Origin of the sequence: Duffyella sp. Ts4, from assembly GCF_051851875.1 — a bacterium.
Lineage (GTDB): Bacteria > Pseudomonadota > Gammaproteobacteria > Enterobacterales > Enterobacteriaceae > Duffyella > Duffyella gerundensis.
The window spans coordinates 73,287-88,897 of sequence record NZ_JBLYPN010000014.1 but is presented as its reverse complement, the minus strand read 5'-3'; the positions used below and the strand labels follow the sequence as shown (position 1 = coordinate 88,897).

The following is a 15,611-nucleotide window of genomic DNA, read 5'->3' as shown; positions in this document are numbered from 1 at the left end:
CCCCATCAGGCAGCGGGAAACCGCTGCCTGACTGTTGCCATCCCCGCTGTTTTCCTGCACATTCTGCCGCATGCCTTTTCCTCTGGAAACCCGCTCTATGACAGACAATATTCAACTCGATAATCTTGATCGCGGCATCCTTAATGCGCTGCTGGAGAACGCCCGCACAGCGTACGCAGAGCTGGCCAAACAGTTTAATGTCAGCCCGGGCACCATTCACGTACGGGTAGAAAAGATGAAGCAGGCGGGCATCATTCTTGGCACGCGCGTTGAGATCGATCCGCGCCGCCTCGGCTTCGACGTCTGCTGCTTCATCGGCATCATCCTGAAAAGCGCCCGAGACTACCCTGCCGCACTGGCGCGCCTGAACGCACTCGACGAAGTAGTAGAAGCCTGGTACACCACCGGCCACTACAGCATTTTCATTAAGGTCATGTGCCGCTCAATCGACGCGCTGCAGCAGGTGCTGATCAATAAAATTCAGACTATCGATGAGATCCAATCCACTGAAACGCTGATCTCCCTGCAAAACCCCATCATGCGAACCATCAAACCCTGATCAAGTTGTGCACAAAGTTATCCCTGTCCGGATCCGCTCGCCAGCACTGCCAGCAGCGGATCGCCGATCAACCATAACCTTGTTTTCCACAGGTGGATCAGACGTTAATCACAGCGTACAATGCGCCTCTTTAACGGGGGATCTTCATGGCTGACATTACCTTTATTACCGGTAGCACGCTGGGCAGCGCGGAATACGTTGCTGAACATCTGGCTGAAAAGCTTGAGGAAGTGGGCAAGTCCAGCGAAATGTTGCACGGACCGGCGCTGGATGAACTGACGTTATCCGGAATTTGGCTGGTGGTGACATCGACGCATGGTGCAGGCGACCTGCCGGACAATTTACAGGTGCTGTTTGATGAGATCACCAAGCGGCAACCCGATCTGTCAGCGGTACGCTATGGTGCAATTGGTATTGGCAACCGTGAATACGATCTTTTTTGCGGCGCGATTAAGCAGTTTGATGCGCTATTGCAAAATCGTGGTGCGCAACGCATCGGCGATCGCCTGGAAATCGATATGCTGGAGCATGAGATTCCTGAAGATCCTGCGGAAGTCTGGCTGGAAAGCTGGATCGAGCAGCTATAAGGAGACGATCCTGCGTCAAAACGATCGTTATTGGCTCGCGATCGCGTCCTTAATGGGCGATCTTTTCCCTGGATCGCACGTTTTGCACCGGAATATCTGTGGATAACTAGGCCTTAATGCTGGTAACAACCGGTAGTTATCCAAAGAACAACCGCTGATGCTTTTTCAGCCTGTGCATAACTAGCAAAGTTGATCCCAGCTTATACGGATCAGGATCACCGATCATTCACAGCATACGATCCTTTGTAATCTCCTGTTATTGTGCATGAATTCGTGGTTATCCACAGATAATGGCGATCCTAATAAGAGATCTAACAGAGAGATCATCAAAGAATTAAAGATCTATCTTTTAAAACCTACGGATCCCGGCGCTTTCCCCTTCGACTGAATTTAAGTAGAATCTTTCACCCAGGACACCACACGATCCTGATGGTCCAACTTTGAGGTGCACTTCCATGTTTTATCCCGATCCTTTTGACGTCATCGTGATCGGTGGCGGTCATGCAGGCACTGAAGCCGCAATGGCAGCTGCCAGGATGGGTCAGCAAACCCTGTTATTAACTCACAATATCGACACGCTGGGACAAATGTCCTGTAACCCGGCGATTGGCGGCATTGGGAAAGGTCATCTGGTTAAGGAAGTGGACGCTCTGGGCGGCCTGATGGCACATGCTATCGACCATGCCGGCATCCAGTTTAGGATACTAAACGCCAGCAAAGGCCCCGCGGTGCGGGCAACTCGTGCTCAGGCCGATCGCGTCCTCTATCGGCAGGCCGTCAGAACCGCGCTGGAGAATCAGCCAAACCTGATGATCTTCCAGCAGGCGGTCGACGATCTGATCGTTGAAAACGATCGTGTTGTGGGTGCCGTAACCCAGATGGGTCTCAAGTTTCGTGCAAAATCGGTGGTCCTGACCGTTGGGACTTTCCTTGACGGCAAAATTCACATCGGACTGGATAATTACAGCGGTGGCCGTGCTGGCGATCCGCCTTCTATTCCTTTGGCACGCCGTTTGCGTGCATTGCCACTGCGCGTCAGCCGCCTGAAAACCGGCACGCCGCCGCGTATTGATGCGCGCACAATCGATTTCAGCGTTCTGGCACCACAGCACGGTGATACGCCGTTGCCGGTCTTTTCGTTCATGGGCAATGCCGCACAGCATCCCCAGCAGGTGCCGTGCTATATCACCTACACCAACGAAAAAACCCATGATGTGATCCGCAATAACCTCGATCGCAGCCCGATGTATGCCGGGGTGATTGAAGGCATTGGCCCACGTTATTGTCCGTCGATCGAAGATAAAGTGATGCGTTTTGCCGATCGCAACGCGCACCAGATCTTCCTTGAACCGGAAGGCCTGACCAGCAATGAAATTTATCCAAACGGTATTTCTACCAGCCTACCGTTTGATGTCCAAATGCAGATCGTTCGTTCGATGCAGGGCCTGGAAAACGCGAAGATCGTCCGTCCGGGCTACGCCATTGAGTATGACTTTTTCGATCCGCGCGATCTGCACCCGACGCTGGAAAGCAAATTTATTCATGGCCTGTTCTTTGCCGGTCAGATTAACGGCACTACCGGTTATGAGGAAGCAGCCGCGCAAGGTCTGTTGGCTGGTTTGAACGCCGCGCGCCTGTCTGCTGACAAAGAGGGCTGGGCACCTCGCCGCGATCAGGCCTACCTGGGCGTGCTGGTTGATGACCTGTGTACACTGGGTACCAAAGAGCCGTACCGCATGTTTACCTCACGCGCCGAATACCGTTTGATGCTGCGTGAAGATAATGCCGATTTGCGTCTGACCGAAACGGGCCGCGAATTAGGTCTGGTTGATGACGCTCGCTGGGCACGTTTTAACGACAAACTGGAATCGATCGAGCGTGAACGCCAGCGTCTGCGCGATATCTGGGTTCACCCTAAATCAGAAAGCGTGGCAGAAGTGAATACCGTGCTGAGTGCTGCCCTGACCAAAGAAGCGAGCGGTGAAGATCTGCTGCGTCGCCCGGAAATGACCTATAACCAGCTGATGACCCTGAGCCTGTTCGCTCCAGCACTGGTGGATGAAGAAGCCGCTGAGCAGGTTGAGATTCAGGTCAAATATGAAGGGTATATCGCGCGTCAGCAGGAAGAGATCAATCGTCAACAGCGCAATGAGAACACCGCGTTGCCTGTCGAACTTGATTATCACAACGTCAGCGGCCTTTCGAACGAAGTGATCGCCAAGCTTAACGATCATAAACCGGTTTCAATTGGCCAGGCTTCGCGTATTTCTGGTGTGACGCCAGCGGCAATTTCGATTTTGCTGGTTTACCTGAAAAAGCAGGGCTTGCTGCGTAAAAGTGCCTGATTTTGACTGCATCACCCGGGCGTACTGCTGTACGCCCGCCTTTTATCCTCTGAATTCCTGGTAACGTTGTGATAGCTAAACTCGATACGCTGCTGAAAGCGGCCAACATTTCATTGTCCGATCAACAAAAACAGCAGCTGGTTGCCTATGTCGCCTTGCTGGATAAATGGAACAAGGCTTACAACCTGACCTCAGTTCGTGACCCGCAGCAGATGTTGATCAGGCATATCATGGACAGCATTGTGGTCGAACCGCATCTACAGGGCGAACGCTTCATCGATGTTGGCACCGGTCCGGGATTGCCTGGTGTTCCGCTGGCTATCGTGCGGCCGCAGTCGCATTTTACTTTGTTAGACAGTCTGGGAAAACGCGTGCGATTTCTGCGTCAGGTTAAGCATGAGTTAGGGCTTACTAACATTGAACCCTTACAGAGCCGCGTAGAAGATTTTCCTGCCGAGCCTGGCTTTGATGGCGTCATCAGCCGTGCCTTTGCCTCCATTGGTGACATGGTAAGCTGGTGTCATCATTTACCCGGCAGGGAAGGGCGCTTTTATGCCTTAAAAGGCGTGCAGCCAGACGATGAAATTGCTGCTTTACCCGCGCCATTTGCTGTTGAAAAAATCATCCGATTGCAGGTGCCCGAACTGGAAGGTGAGCGTCATCTGGTGATTATTACTGCGCAATAATCGCTTTTTTTGCGTCTTTAGCCGCTGAGCGAACGCTATCGATTCTGTCCATCGGTCAAAAAAAACGCATTCGAACCCGTTGGAGATCGATTGTTGTTTTTAGGTAATGTTATCGTTCGGTTAAAAGCCCTGCAGGAAACTGATAGCAATTTCTCGTTACATTTAACGTAATATTCACAAGTTATTAGCAGGAAGATCACGACTGGCCTGCCATTTTACATTGTCGATAATTACAGGCGGAAATATATGTCAGCGATAAGTGGCCCAGGGTGATGGCATTTAAATGCAAAATTGATCGTACTGATGTCAATTCAGGCTGTTAATCGATGTTATTTTTGTTTTTGTTTTTATGAATAATTATTTGTTTGATTTTAAAGGGTTTTTATGGTCATGTAGTCCTAATTCCAGGAATAATCCGTATTGATATGGATAAATTATCTGAGAATTTTGTGATCTGAAGCACGCTTTATTGCCAGGATTTTAAGCGTTTTAAGAAAATAGCAGGGTGAAAGCAGTGAGAGAATGGTTTTACAAAATAGCCCTTCCGAAAGAAATTTAAATAATTGTTCACCTTTTCTCTACTTATCGATTGAAATCGCAGGTATGCACCGTATAATTTGCTCGTTTTTTGCTGCTTGACTCAAATGAGTAAAGACAGTCTCATACGACACGCGACATACCCCCAACGGGGCAGGAGAGTTTCAGCGTCATGTCAGTGTCTCTTTACAGTGTGAAATTTGCCCGGACCGTGCTGCTTATTCAGCTGGTGACGTTTGTCATAATCGGCGCGCTGTTTACGTTGAAAGGTGTCACTTGGGGCGCATCTGCCATCGCAGGTGGTTTGGCGGCCTGGCTGCCTAACGTGTTGTTTATGATTTTAGCCTGGCGCCTACAGGCGCAAACACCCGCAAAAGGTCGAGTCGCCTGGAGCTTTGCTCTGGGAGAAGTGTTGAAGGTGTTTGCCACCATCATTTTTCTTATTGTGGCGTTAGGTGTGTTCGATGCGGTGTTTATGCCGCTCGGGTTGACCTGGTTATCGGTGTTGATTGTTCAAATCGTTGCACCGGCTGTAATTAACAACAAAGGGTAAGAGGCATCATGGCCGCAGGAGAACTCTCTACGCCACAGGAATACATAGGTCACCATCTGACACATCTTCAGATGGATCTGCGTACTTTCCAGTTGGTGGCACACGACGCACCAGCGACGTTCTGGACGTTAAATCTTGATTCCATGTTTTTCTCTGTTGTGCTGGGACTGTTGTTTCTGTTCCTGTTCCGTAAAGTGGCGAAGAACGTCACCAGCGGCGTACCGGGAAAAATGCAGGCGGCTATCGAGCTGGTTGTGGGCTTCGTTGACAGCAATGTTCGCGACATGTACCACGGCAAGAGCAAGCTGATTGCCCCGTTAGCCCTGACGATTTTCGTCTGGGTGTTTTTGATGAACTTTATGGATTTGCTGCCGATTGACCTGCTGCCGTATATCGGTGAGCACTGGTTAGGTCTTCCGGCGCTGCGCGTGGTGCCTTCAGCTGACGTTAACGTTACGCTGTCGATGGCATTGGGCGTCTTTATTTTGATTCTGTTTTACAGCATCAAAATGAAAGGTGTGGGTGGCTTCACCAAAGAACTGACTCTGCAACCTTTCAATCACCCGCTCTTCATCCCGATCAACCTGATTCTTGAAGGTGTGAGCCTGCTGTCTAAACCGGTTTCGCTTGGTTTACGACTGTTCGGCAACATGTATGCGGGTGAGTTGATTTTTATCCTGATTGCAGGTCTGTTGCCGTGGTGGTCACAGTGGATCCTGAATGTGCCATGGGCCATTTTCCACATCCTGATCATTTCGCTGCAGGCTTTCATTTTCATGGTCTTAACGATTGTCTATCTGTCGATGGCATCTGAAGAACATTGATTTTTTTCTCAACACTACTGCTTTTAACTGAAACAAACTGGAGACTGTCATGGAAAACCTGAATATGGATCTGCTGTACATGGCTGCCGCTGTGATGATGGGCCTGGCGGCAATCGGTGCTGCGATCGGTATCGGCATCCTCGGAGGTAAATTCCTGGAAGGCGCCGCGCGTCAACCGGATCTGATTCCTCTGCTGCGTACGCAGTTCTTTGTTGTGATGGGTCTGGTGGATGCAATCCCGATGATCGCTGTTGGTCTGGGTCTCTACGTGATGTTCGCTGTCGCTGGATGATCGAGGGTTCGCCATTCATCTAATGTTTGGCGAACGGATTCTGCCGCTTCTCCTTGATGCGGCAGAGTAAGTTAATTTAACAAGAGGCATTGTGCTGTGAACATTAACGCAACAATCCTCGGCCAGGCTATCGCGTTCATCCTGTTTGTCGCGTTCTGCATGAAGTACGTATGGCCGCCGATTATGGCTGCTATCGAAAAGCGCCAGAAAGAAATTGCTGAAGGCCTTGCTTCCGCCGAACGTGCCAAAAAAGATCTGGATCTCGCGCAGGCTAATGCGACCGACCAGCTGAAAAAAGCGAAAGAAGAAGCTCAGGTCATTATCGAGCAGGCAAATAAACGTCGTGCACAGATTTTGGACGAAGTGAAAGCGGAAGCTGAGCAGGAACGTAACAAGATCCTCACGCAAGCGCAGGCAGAAATTGATGCTGAGCGTAAACGTGCTCGTGAAGAGTTACGTAAGCAAGTCGCGATGCTGGCTGTGGCCGGCGCCGAGAAAATCATCGAACGTTCCGTGGATGAAGCTGCTAACAGCGACATCGTTGATAAACTGGTCGCTGAACTGTAAGGAGGAAGGGGCTGATGTCTGAATTAATTACTGTAGCTCGCCCCTACGCCAAAGCAGCTTTTGACTTTGCTGTTGAAAAGCAGAATGTCGATCGCTGGCAGCAGATGCTGTCATTTGCTGCAGAAGTAGCAAGCAATGAACAGGTGGCTGATCTCCTTTCCGGTGCGTTAGCACCGGAAGCTTTATCTGCCTCTTTCATCGCCATCTGCGGTGACCAACTGGACGAAGCGGGTCAAAACCTGATTAAGGTAATGGCCGAAAACGGGCGTTTAACGGCGCTACCGGCAGTACTGGAACAATTCATCGCGCTGCGCGCGGCGTATGACGCTACCGCAGAAGTTGAGGTGATTTCCGCCAGTACGCTGAGTAACGACCAGCTGGCTAAAATCAGCACCGCGATGGAAAAACGTCTGTCACGCAAAGTTAAGCTGAATTGCAAAATCGACAAGTCTGTTATGGCAGGCGTTATCATCCGTGCGGGTGATATGGTCATTGATGGCAGCGTTCGCGGCCGCCTTGAGCGTCTGGCAGACGTCCTGCAGTCTTAAGGGAACTGGAGCATATGCAACTGAATTCCACTGAAATCAGCGAACTGATCAAGCAGCGCATTGCTCAGTTCAATGTAGTGAGCGAAGCTCACAACGAAGGTACTATTGTTTCTGTAAGTGACGGTATCATCCGCGTACACGGCCTGGCCGATGTGATGCAGGGTGAGATGATTGCCCTGCCGGGTAGCCGTTACGCTATCGCCCTGAACCTTGAGCGCGACTCTGTCGGTGCTGTGGTCATGGGTCCTTACGCTGACCTTGCTGAAGGCATGAAGGTTAAGTGTACGGGTCGCATCCTGGAAGTTCCGGTTGGCCGCGGCCTGCTGGGCCGTGTGGTTAACACACTGGGTGCACCAATCGATGGCAAAGGCGCTATCGAAAATGACGGCTTCTCGCCAATTGAAGTGATTGCGCCAGGCGTAATCGATCGCCAATCCGTTGATGAGCCGGTTCAGACTGGTTATAAAGCCGTTGATGCGATGATTCCAATCGGTCGGGGCCAGCGTGAGCTGATCATCGGCGACCGTCAGACCGGTAAAACCGCGATGGCGATCGATGCGATCATCAACCAGCGCGATTCTGGCATCAAATGTGTTTATGTTGCTATCGGTCAGAAAGCCTCCACCATCGCTAACGTGGTACGTAAACTGGAAGAGCATAACGCCCTTTCGAACACCATCGTCGTGGTTGCTTCCGCTTCTGAATCTGCTGCTCTGCAATACCTGTCTCCTTATGCAGGTTGCGCAATGGGCGAATATTTCCGTGACCGCGGTGAAGATGCACTGATCGTTTATGATGACCTGTCTAAACAGGCTATCGCCTACCGTCAGATTTCTCTGCTGCTGCGTCGTCCACCAGGCCGTGAAGCCTTCCCTGGCGACGTATTTTACCTTCACTCCCGTCTGCTGGAGCGCGCATCTCGTGTTAACGCTGAGTACGTGGAAAACTTCACTAAAGGCGAAGTTAAAGGTAAAACCGGTTCTCTGACCGCTCTGCCGATCATTGAAACCCAGGCGGGTGACGTTTCAGCATTCGTTCCAACCAACGTAATTTCGATTACCGATGGTCAGATCTTCCTGGAATCTAACCTGTTTAACTCCGGTATTCGTCCGGCGGTTAACCCGGGTATCTCCGTATCCCGTGTGGGCGGTGCTGCTCAGACCAAGATCATCAAGAAACTGTCCGGTGGTATTCGTACCGCACTGGCACAGTATCGTGAACTGGCAGCGTTCTCTCAGTTCGCTTCCGATCTGGATGACGCAACCCGTAAACAGCTCAGCCATGGTCAGAAAGTGACCGAATTGCTGAAACAGAAACAGTATGCGCCGATGTCAGTTGCGCAGCAGGGTCTGGTGCTGTTTGCTGCTGAGCGTGGCTTCCTGAACGACGTTGAACTGGCTAAAATTGGCAGCTTCGAAGCCGCTCTGCTGGCGTACGCGGATCGCGAACACGCTGAGCTGATGCAGGAAATCAACCAAACTGGCAACTTTAATAACGATATCGAAGCGAAGCTGAAAGGCCTGCTCGAAACGTTTAAAGCAACCCAGTCCTGGTAATGTCTGGCGGCCTGTCTGAAAAGGCAGGCCGCAAGGCTTTGAGGAGAAGCTAATGGCCGGCGCAAAAGAGATACGTAGTAAGATCGGCAGCGTAAAAAACACGCAAAAGATCACCAAAGCGATGGAAATGGTCGCCGCCTCCAAAATGCGTAAAACGCAGGAACGCATGGCGGCCAGCCGTCCGTATGCAGATACCATGCGCAAAGTGATTGGTCACATTGCACTGGGTAATCTGGAATACAAGCACCCTTACCTTGCGGAGCGTGACGTTAAGCGCGTCGGCTACCTGGTCGTTTCGACTGACCGTGGGCTTTGTGGTGGTTTGAACATTAACCTGTTCAAAAAATTGCTGGCTGATATGAAAGCCTGGTCTGATAAAGGCGTACAGAGCGATCTGGCCATTATCGGTTCCAAAGGTCTCGCTTTCTTCGGTGCAGTAGGCAGCAACGTCGTGGCTCAGGCATCAGGCATGGGAGATAAACCTTCTCTGTCCGATTTGATTGGCCCGGTAAAAGTGATGTTGCAGGCTTACGACGAAGGTCGCCTTGATAAGCTCTTTATCGTTAGCAACAAATTTAACAACACCATGTCTCAGACTCCAACGATTACCCAGCTGCTGCCGTTACCGCCAGCAGAAGGCGAAGAAGAACTGGAGAAGAAAACCTGGGATTATCTGTATGAACCCGATCCGAAAGCGCTGCTGGATACTTTACTGCGCCGCTATGTAGAGTCTCAGGTTTATCAGGGTGTTGTGGAAAACCTGGCCAGCGAGCAGGCCGCGCGTATGGTGGCGATGAAAGCCGCAACCGACAACGGCGGAGAGCTGATCAAAGAGCTGCAGTTGGTATACAACAAAGCTCGTCAGGCCAGCATCACCCAGGAACTTACCGAGATCGTCTCGGGGGCCTCCGCGGTTTAAACCAGGTATACCCAACGCATCGTGTTGCGGCAATGCATGCCTGCGCCACAGCGGCGGTGGGTATAAACGAATTAGGTAGAGGATTCAAGATGGCAACTGGAAAGATTGTCCAGATTATCGGCGCCGTTGTTGACGTCGAATTCCCCCAGGATGCAGTACCGCAGGTGTACAGCGCCCTCGAGGTGAAAAATGGTGATGCTCGTCTGGTGCTGGAAGTACAGCAGCAGCTGGGTGGCGGTGTGGTTCGTACCATTGCTATGGGTACGTCTGACGGCCTGAAGCGCGGTCTGGAAACCGTTGATCTGCAGCACGCGATTGAAGTACCTGTAGGTACTGCGACCCTGGGTCGTATCATGAACGTGCTCGGTGAGCCGATCGATATGAAAGGCGACATCGGCGAAGAAGAGCGTTGGGCGATTCACCGTCCGGCTCCTTCTTACGAAGATCAGTCTAACTCACAAGAGCTGCTGGAAACTGGCATCAAGGTCATCGACCTGATCTGTCCGTTTGCTAAAGGCGGTAAAGTCGGCCTCTTCGGTGGTGCGGGCGTGGGTAAAACCGTAAACATGATGGAGCTGATCCGTAACATTGCGGCTGAGCACTCAGGTTTCTCGGTATTTGCCGGTGTGGGTGAGCGTACTCGTGAGGGTAACGACTTCTACCACGAAATGACTGACTCCAACGTTATCGATAAAGTTGCGCTGGTGTATGGTCAGATGAACGAGCCGCCGGGTAACCGTCTGCGCGTTGCACTGACCGGTCTGACTATGGCGGAGAAATTCCGTGATGAAGGTCGTGACGTTCTGCTGTTCATCGATAACATCTATCGTTACACCCTGGCCGGTACTGAAGTATCAGCACTGCTGGGTCGTATGCCTTCTGCGGTAGGTTATCAGCCTACGCTGGCAGAAGAGATGGGTGTGCTGCAGGAGCGTATTACCTCCACCAAGACGGGTTCAATCACTTCCGTACAGGCCGTTTACGTTCCTGCGGATGACTTGACTGACCCCTCTCCGGCGACCACCTTCGCCCACCTTGACTCAACCGTTACGCTGAGCCGTCAGATCGCGTCTCTGGGTATCTACCCGGCCGTTGATCCGCTGGACTCCACCAGCCGTCAGCTCGATCCGCTGGTTGTTGGTCAGGAACACTACGACACCGCGCGTGGCGTGCAGTCTATTCTGCAACGTTACCAGGAACTGAAAGACATCATCGCCATCCTTGGTATGGACGAACTGTCTGAAGATGACAAACTGCTGGTGGCTCGTGCGCGTAAGATTCAGCGCTTCCTGTCTCAGCCGTTCTTCGTAGCAGAAGTATTTACCGGTTCCCCGGGCAAATACGTGTCGTTGAAAGACACCATCCGTGGCTTTAAAGGCATCATGGAAGGCGAATTCGACCATCTGCCAGAGCAGGCTTTCTACATGGTTGGCGCCATCGAAGAAGCTGTGGAAAGAGCGAAGAAACTGTAATCACGGTTTCCCGGGAGGTTAGTTATGGCTTTGACTTATCATCTGGATGTCGTCAGCGCGGAACAGCAGATGTTCACCGGGCTGGTGCAAAAGATCCAGGTGTCAGGTAGCGAAGGTGAACTGGGAATTTTTCCTGGCCACGCCCCGCTGCTGACCGCCATCAAACCTGGTATGATTCGCATCGTTAAAGAACGCGGTGAAGAGGAGTATATTTACCTCTCTGGCGGCATTCTGGAAGTTCAGCCTGGATCGGCAACGGTGCTGGCTGATACCGCTATTCGCGGTTCTGACCTTGATGAAGCGCGTGCGCTTGAAGCGAAACGCAAGGCAGAAGAGCACATGAATAGTTCCCACGGCGACGTGGACTATGCTCAGGCTTCGGCTGAACTGGCGAAAGCCATTGCCAAGCTGCGTGTGATCGAGTTGACCCGCAACAAAGCGATGTAACAGGTTTACGGTATATAAACAGTGCCAGCCCTCGGGCTGGCATTTTTTTTAGCTATTTTTAGCCACTGTCGCCTGGCTAATTTCGTACTGAGAAAAATGTAGTAATCTCACCGGGAAACCGTTTTACTTTCCTCTGAAAAAAACCAACAGGATAGTTATGTCAAACAGCACTTTGAGCGTGGTCATCCTTGCGGCTGGCAAAGGAACGCGCATGTATTCGGCGTTGCCTAAAGTTCTGCACAAGCTGGCCGGCAAACCTATGGTGCAGCACGTTATCGATGCTGCGAAAAGTATTGGCGCACGCCATATTCATCTGGTTTATGGTCATGGCGGAGAGCTACTGCAATCCACATTAGGCGATGATTCGTTAAACTGGGTGATGCAGGCAGAGCAGCTCGGCACCGGCCATGCAATGCAGCAGGCCGCGCCCCATTTTGCTGATGACGAAGATATCCTGATGCTTTACGGCGACGTGCCGTTGATCTCGCCGCAGACGCTGAGCCGCCTGCGCGATGCCAAACCTGCGGGCGGCATTGGCCTGCTGACCGTGGTATTAGACGATCCTTCCGGTTATGGGCGCATTGTGCGCGAGCAGGGTGAGATTGTTGGCATCGTTGAGCAGAAAGACAGTTCACCGCAGCAGCTGCTGATCAATGAGATCAACACTGGCATTCTGATTGCCAACGGCGCTGATTTAACGCGCTGGCTCAGCAAGCTGACCAACAACAATGCCCAGGGCGAATACTACATCACTGACATCATTGCCCTGGCGCATCAGGAAGGCCGCACCATCACCGCTGTTCATCCGGATCGCGCCAGCGAAACCGACGGCGTTAACAATCGTCTGCAACTGGCAACGCTGGAACGTGTTTATCAACGCGAACAAGCGGAAAAGCTGCTGCTGGCTGGCGTAATGCTACGCGATCCGCAGCGATTCGATCTGCGTGGCGAGCTGAAGCATGGTCGCGACGTTGAGATTGATATCAATGTGGTGATCGAAGGCAACGTTACGCTGGGCGATAACGTCAAGATTGGCGCCGGTTGCGTCATTAAAAACAGTGTTATCGGCGACGGTTGTGAAATCAGCCCTTATTCCGTGATCGAAAACGCCACGCTGTCGACCGACTGTACCGTAGGTCCATTTGCGCGTCTGCGTCCGGGTGCTGAACTGGCAGAAGGTGCGCACGTCGGTAACTTTGTCGAGATGAAAAAAGCGCGTCTCGGTAAAGGCTCCAAGGCCGGGCATCTGAGCTATCTGGGCGATGCTGACATTGGCGCTAACGTTAACATTGGCGCTGGCACCATCACCTGTAACTACGATGGCGTCAATAAATCAGTGACCACCATCGGCGATAATGTGTTTGTTGGTTCTGATACTCAGCTGGTGGCGCCGGTCAACGTGGCCGCAGGGGCGACTATCGCCGCAGGAACCACGGTGATGCACGATGTTACCGCGGCCGATCTGGTTTATAACCGAAAAGAACAGCTGCAAAAATCGGGCTGGCAGCGGCCAGCGAAGAAAAAGTCATGATTTACTTGCGCCGGCCAGCGATGCCGGCGCGAAATCGATAGCGGCCTCTACAGGCGCGTTATCCTACTTATCCGCAGAAGATGGATAAGCATAATAAGCCCCACTCTCTACAAGGCTCGGGGCGCCGGTCAACCGGCATATCAGATCATAAGACAATGCAAATGGCGCGAAACGCCATGAGTCAGGAAATTAACTATGTGTGGAATTGTTGGCGCTGTAGCACAACGTGATATCGCAGAGATTTTGTTAGAAGGTCTGCGTCGTCTGGAATATCGCGGTTACGATTCGGCCGGGCTGGCCGTAGTCGACAGGCAAGGGCATATGACGCGCCTGCGTCGCCTGGGTAAGGTTCAAAAGCTGGCTGAAGCAGCCGAGCAACATCCGTTAATTGGCGGAACCGGCATTGCGCATACGCGCTGGGCCACGCACGGCGAGCCGTCAGAAGTGAATGCGCATCCCCATGTTTCCGGGGCGATCACCGTGGTGCATAACGGCATCATTGAGAATCATGAACCGCTGCGTGCGCTGCTGACTGAACGCGGCTATCAGTTTGTCTCTGAAACCGACACCGAAGTGGTGGCGCATCTGGTCAACTGGGAGCAAAAACAGGGCGGCTCGCTGCGCGAAGTGGTGCAGCGTGCGATTCCTCAACTGCGCGGCGCTTACGGCATGGTAATCATGGACAGCCGTGATCCCGCTGTGCTGGTGGCCGCCCGTTCTGGCAGCCCGCTGGTGATTGGCCGTGGCGTGGGTGAAAACTTCATCGCCTCCGATCAGCTGGCGCTGCTGCCGGTAACCCGTCGCTTTATCTATCTGGAAGAAGGCGATATCGCGGAAATTACTCGCCGTGAAGTGGCTATCGTCAACGTGCGTGGCGAAAGCGTACAGCGTGCCGAAATTGAGTCTAACGTGCAGTATGATGCCGGTGATAAAGGTCTTTATCGTCATTACATGCAGAAAGAGATTTACGAGCAGCCGATGGCGATCAAAAACACCCTGCACGGGCGTTTTAGCCATGGCGAAATCGATCTCAGTGAGTTGGGCCCGGAAGCGGCGACGCTGCTTGGCCAGATTGAGCATGTACAGATCATCGCCTGTGGCACCTCGTATAACTCAGGTATGGTGGCGCGTTACTGGTTCGAAGCATTGGCCAACGTCACCTGCGACGTCGAGATCGCCTCTGAGTTTCGTTATCGCAAATCTGCCGTGCGGAAAAACAGTCTGCTGATCACACTGTCGCAGTCTGGTGAAACCGCCGATACGCTGGCCGCGCTGCGTCTGTCAAAAGAGCTGGGCTATTTGGGTTCGCTGGCAATCTGCAACGTGGCGGGCTCATCGCTGGTACGCGAATCCGATCTGGCGCTGATGACCAAAGCGGGTACCGAGATTGGCGTTGCGTCGACCAAAGCTTTTACCACGCAGCTGACCGTACTGCTGATGCTGGTGGCAAAAGTGGGCCGTCTGCACGGCATGAGTCTGGAAAAAGAGCATGAAATCGTTCATGCGCTGCAGGCACTGCCGAGCCGCATCGAACAGATGCTGGCACAGGATAAGCTGATCGAAAGTCTGGCTGAGGGCTTCTCTGACAAGCATCATGCGCTGTTCCTTGGCCGCGGCGATCAATATCCGATCGCTATGGAAGGTGCGCTGAAGCTGAAAGAGATCTCCTACATTCACGCGGAAGCCTATGCCGCTGGCGAGCTAAAACATGGTCCGCTGGCGCTGATCGATGCCGATATGCCGGTCATCGTCGTGGCACCCAACAACGAACTGCTGGAAAAGCTGAAGTCGAACATTGAAGAAGTACGCGCTCGTGGCGGTCTGCTTTATGTGTTTGCCGATCAGGATGCGGGCTTCAGCGACAGCGAAGGAATGAAGATCATTTCGCTGCCGCATGTGGAAGAGGTGATTGCACCGATTTTCTACACCGTGCCGCTACAGCTGCTCTCCTACCACGTCGCGCTGATCAAAGGCACCGACGTTGATCAGCCGCGTAACCTTGCCAAATCCGTTACCGTTGAGTAAGCAAGCGGGCCTGCTCAGGCCCGTTTTACGCTAAGTCCGCCGCAACAGGCTTTATAAATCATCACCGGTATCCTTACAGGGCCGGTGATTTTTTTCGCGTACTCTTTGCGGAACAGGCACTGACGATCAAATGTCGCCTCAGGCGGGTGGCAAGATGAACGCT

Annotated in this window: 15 protein-coding genes; all 15 read left to right on the top strand. The window is 52.4% G+C overall.

Translation table 11 applies throughout. The features are described from left to right. Positions 1-97 precede the first annotated feature (97 nt). The 15 genes from asnC to glmS all read left to right on the top strand — a co-directional run bounded on the left by asnC (position 98) and on the right by glmS (position 15,448). A complete protein-coding gene (asnC, locus tag ACJY2L_RS16955; protein WP_067426480.1) occupies positions 98-559 on the top strand; it encodes a transcriptional regulator AsnC in 462 nt (153 codons plus the stop codon). Between the two features lie 146 nt (positions 560-705). Then, entirely contained in the window at positions 706-1,146 is a 441-nt protein-coding gene (gene mioC, locus ACJY2L_RS16950) for an FMN-binding protein MioC (protein WP_439213927.1), read from the top strand. A 455-nt stretch (positions 1,147-1,601) separates the two neighbouring features. Further along, the gene (mnmG, locus tag ACJY2L_RS16945; protein WP_225701208.1) at positions 1,602-3,491 is read left to right on the top strand and encodes a tRNA uridine-5-carboxymethylaminomethyl(34) synthesis enzyme MnmG; all 1,890 of its coding nucleotides are present in this window, start codon (positions 1,602-1,604) and stop codon (positions 3,489-3,491) included. Between the two features lie 68 nt (positions 3,492-3,559). Further along, the gene (rsmG, locus tag ACJY2L_RS16940; protein WP_439213928.1) at positions 3,560-4,177 is read left to right on the top strand and encodes a 16S rRNA (guanine(527)-N(7))-methyltransferase RsmG; all 618 of its coding nucleotides are present in this window, start codon (positions 3,560-3,562) and stop codon (positions 4,175-4,177) included. A gap of 709 nt (positions 4,178-4,886) precedes the next feature. Further along, positions 4,887-5,267, top strand: coding sequence for a F0F1 ATP synthase subunit I (gene atpI, locus ACJY2L_RS16935; protein WP_067435000.1), 381 nt, complete (start codon positions 4,887-4,889; stop codon positions 5,265-5,267). A gap of 8 nt (positions 5,268-5,275) precedes the next feature. Next, the gene (atpB, locus tag ACJY2L_RS16930; protein ID WP_067434999.1) at positions 5,276-6,091 is read left to right on the top strand and encodes a F0F1 ATP synthase subunit A; all 816 of its coding nucleotides are present in this window, start codon (positions 5,276-5,278) and stop codon (positions 6,089-6,091) included. A 49-nt stretch (positions 6,092-6,140) separates the two neighbouring features. After that, complete coding sequence (gene atpE / locus ACJY2L_RS16925) at positions 6,141-6,383, top strand: F0F1 ATP synthase subunit C (protein WP_038629267.1); 243 nt, start codon at positions 6,141-6,143, stop codon at positions 6,381-6,383. Positions 6,384-6,479: 96 nt separating this feature from the next. After that, positions 6,480-6,950, top strand: coding sequence for a F0F1 ATP synthase subunit B (gene atpF / locus ACJY2L_RS16920; protein ID WP_067434996.1), 471 nt, complete (start codon positions 6,480-6,482; stop codon positions 6,948-6,950). Positions 6,951-6,964: 14 nt separating this feature from the next. Next, positions 6,965-7,498, top strand: a complete 534-nt coding sequence (gene atpH / locus ACJY2L_RS16915; RefSeq protein WP_067434995.1) for a F0F1 ATP synthase subunit delta — start codon at positions 6,965-6,967, stop codon at positions 7,496-7,498. Positions 7,499-7,512: 14 nt separating this feature from the next. Further along, positions 7,513-9,054: a F0F1 ATP synthase subunit alpha gene (gene atpA, locus ACJY2L_RS16910; RefSeq protein ID WP_067434992.1), complete on the top strand. Its 1,542-nt coding sequence runs from the start codon at positions 7,513-7,515 to the stop codon at positions 9,052-9,054. A 52-nt stretch (positions 9,055-9,106) separates the two neighbouring features. After that, the gene (atpG, locus tag ACJY2L_RS16905) at positions 9,107-9,973 is read left to right on the top strand and encodes a F0F1 ATP synthase subunit gamma (protein ID WP_067434989.1); all 867 of its coding nucleotides are present in this window, start codon (positions 9,107-9,109) and stop codon (positions 9,971-9,973) included. A gap of 89 nt (positions 9,974-10,062) precedes the next feature. Next, positions 10,063-11,445, top strand: coding sequence for a F0F1 ATP synthase subunit beta (atpD, locus tag ACJY2L_RS16900; RefSeq protein WP_067434986.1), 1,383 nt, complete (start codon positions 10,063-10,065; stop codon positions 11,443-11,445). A gap of 24 nt (positions 11,446-11,469) precedes the next feature. Further along, positions 11,470-11,892 carry a F0F1 ATP synthase subunit epsilon gene (locus tag ACJY2L_RS16895; RefSeq protein WP_067434983.1) on the top strand — a complete coding sequence of 141 codons (423 nt, stop codon included), beginning with the start codon at positions 11,470-11,472 and terminating at the stop codon, positions 11,890-11,892. A gap of 157 nt (positions 11,893-12,049) precedes the next feature. Further along, positions 12,050-13,423 carry a bifunctional UDP-N-acetylglucosamine diphosphorylase/glucosamine-1-phosphate N-acetyltransferase GlmU gene (gene glmU, locus ACJY2L_RS16890; protein WP_439213929.1) on the top strand — a complete coding sequence of 458 codons (1,374 nt, stop codon included), beginning with the start codon at positions 12,050-12,052 and terminating at the stop codon, positions 13,421-13,423. A 195-nt stretch (positions 13,424-13,618) separates the two neighbouring features. After that, positions 13,619-15,448, top strand: a complete 1,830-nt coding sequence (gene glmS, locus ACJY2L_RS16885) for a glutamine--fructose-6-phosphate transaminase (isomerizing) (protein WP_067434977.1) — start codon at positions 13,619-13,621, stop codon at positions 15,446-15,448. Positions 15,449-15,611: the final 163 nt, after the last annotated feature.

Bases quoted from the DNA above. Each gene is read 5' to 3' on its own strand.
- atpG (WP_067434989.1), top strand. From the start codon at position 9,107: ATGGCCGGCGCAAAAGAGATACGTAGTAAGATCGGCAGCGTAAAAAAC.
- atpB (WP_067434999.1), top strand. From the start codon at position 5,276: ATGGCCGCAGGAGAACTCTCTACGCCACAGGAATACATAGGTCACCAT.
- atpH (WP_067434995.1), top strand. From the start codon at position 6,965: ATGTCTGAATTAATTACTGTAGCTCGCCCCTACGCCAAAGCAGCTTTT.
- glmU (WP_439213929.1), top strand. From the start codon at position 12,050: ATGTCAAACAGCACTTTGAGCGTGGTCATCCTTGCGGCTGGCAAAGGA.
- ACJY2L_RS16895 (WP_067434983.1), top strand. From the start codon at position 11,470: ATGGCTTTGACTTATCATCTGGATGTCGTCAGCGCGGAACAGCAGATG.
- atpA (WP_067434992.1), top strand. From the start codon at position 7,513: ATGCAACTGAATTCCACTGAAATCAGCGAACTGATCAAGCAGCGCATT.
- atpE (WP_038629267.1), top strand. From the start codon at position 6,141: ATGGAAAACCTGAATATGGATCTGCTGTACATGGCTGCCGCTGTGATG.
- atpD (WP_067434986.1), top strand. From the start codon at position 10,063: ATGGCAACTGGAAAGATTGTCCAGATTATCGGCGCCGTTGTTGACGTC.
- asnC (WP_067426480.1), top strand. From the start codon at position 98: ATGACAGACAATATTCAACTCGATAATCTTGATCGCGGCATCCTTAAT.
- mioC (WP_439213927.1), top strand. From the start codon at position 706: ATGGCTGACATTACCTTTATTACCGGTAGCACGCTGGGCAGCGCGGAA.
- glmS (WP_067434977.1), top strand. From the start codon at position 13,619: ATGTGTGGAATTGTTGGCGCTGTAGCACAACGTGATATCGCAGAGATT.
- atpI (WP_067435000.1), top strand. From the start codon at position 4,887: ATGTCAGTGTCTCTTTACAGTGTGAAATTTGCCCGGACCGTGCTGCTT.
- mnmG (WP_225701208.1), top strand. From the start codon at position 1,602: ATGTTTTATCCCGATCCTTTTGACGTCATCGTGATCGGTGGCGGTCAT.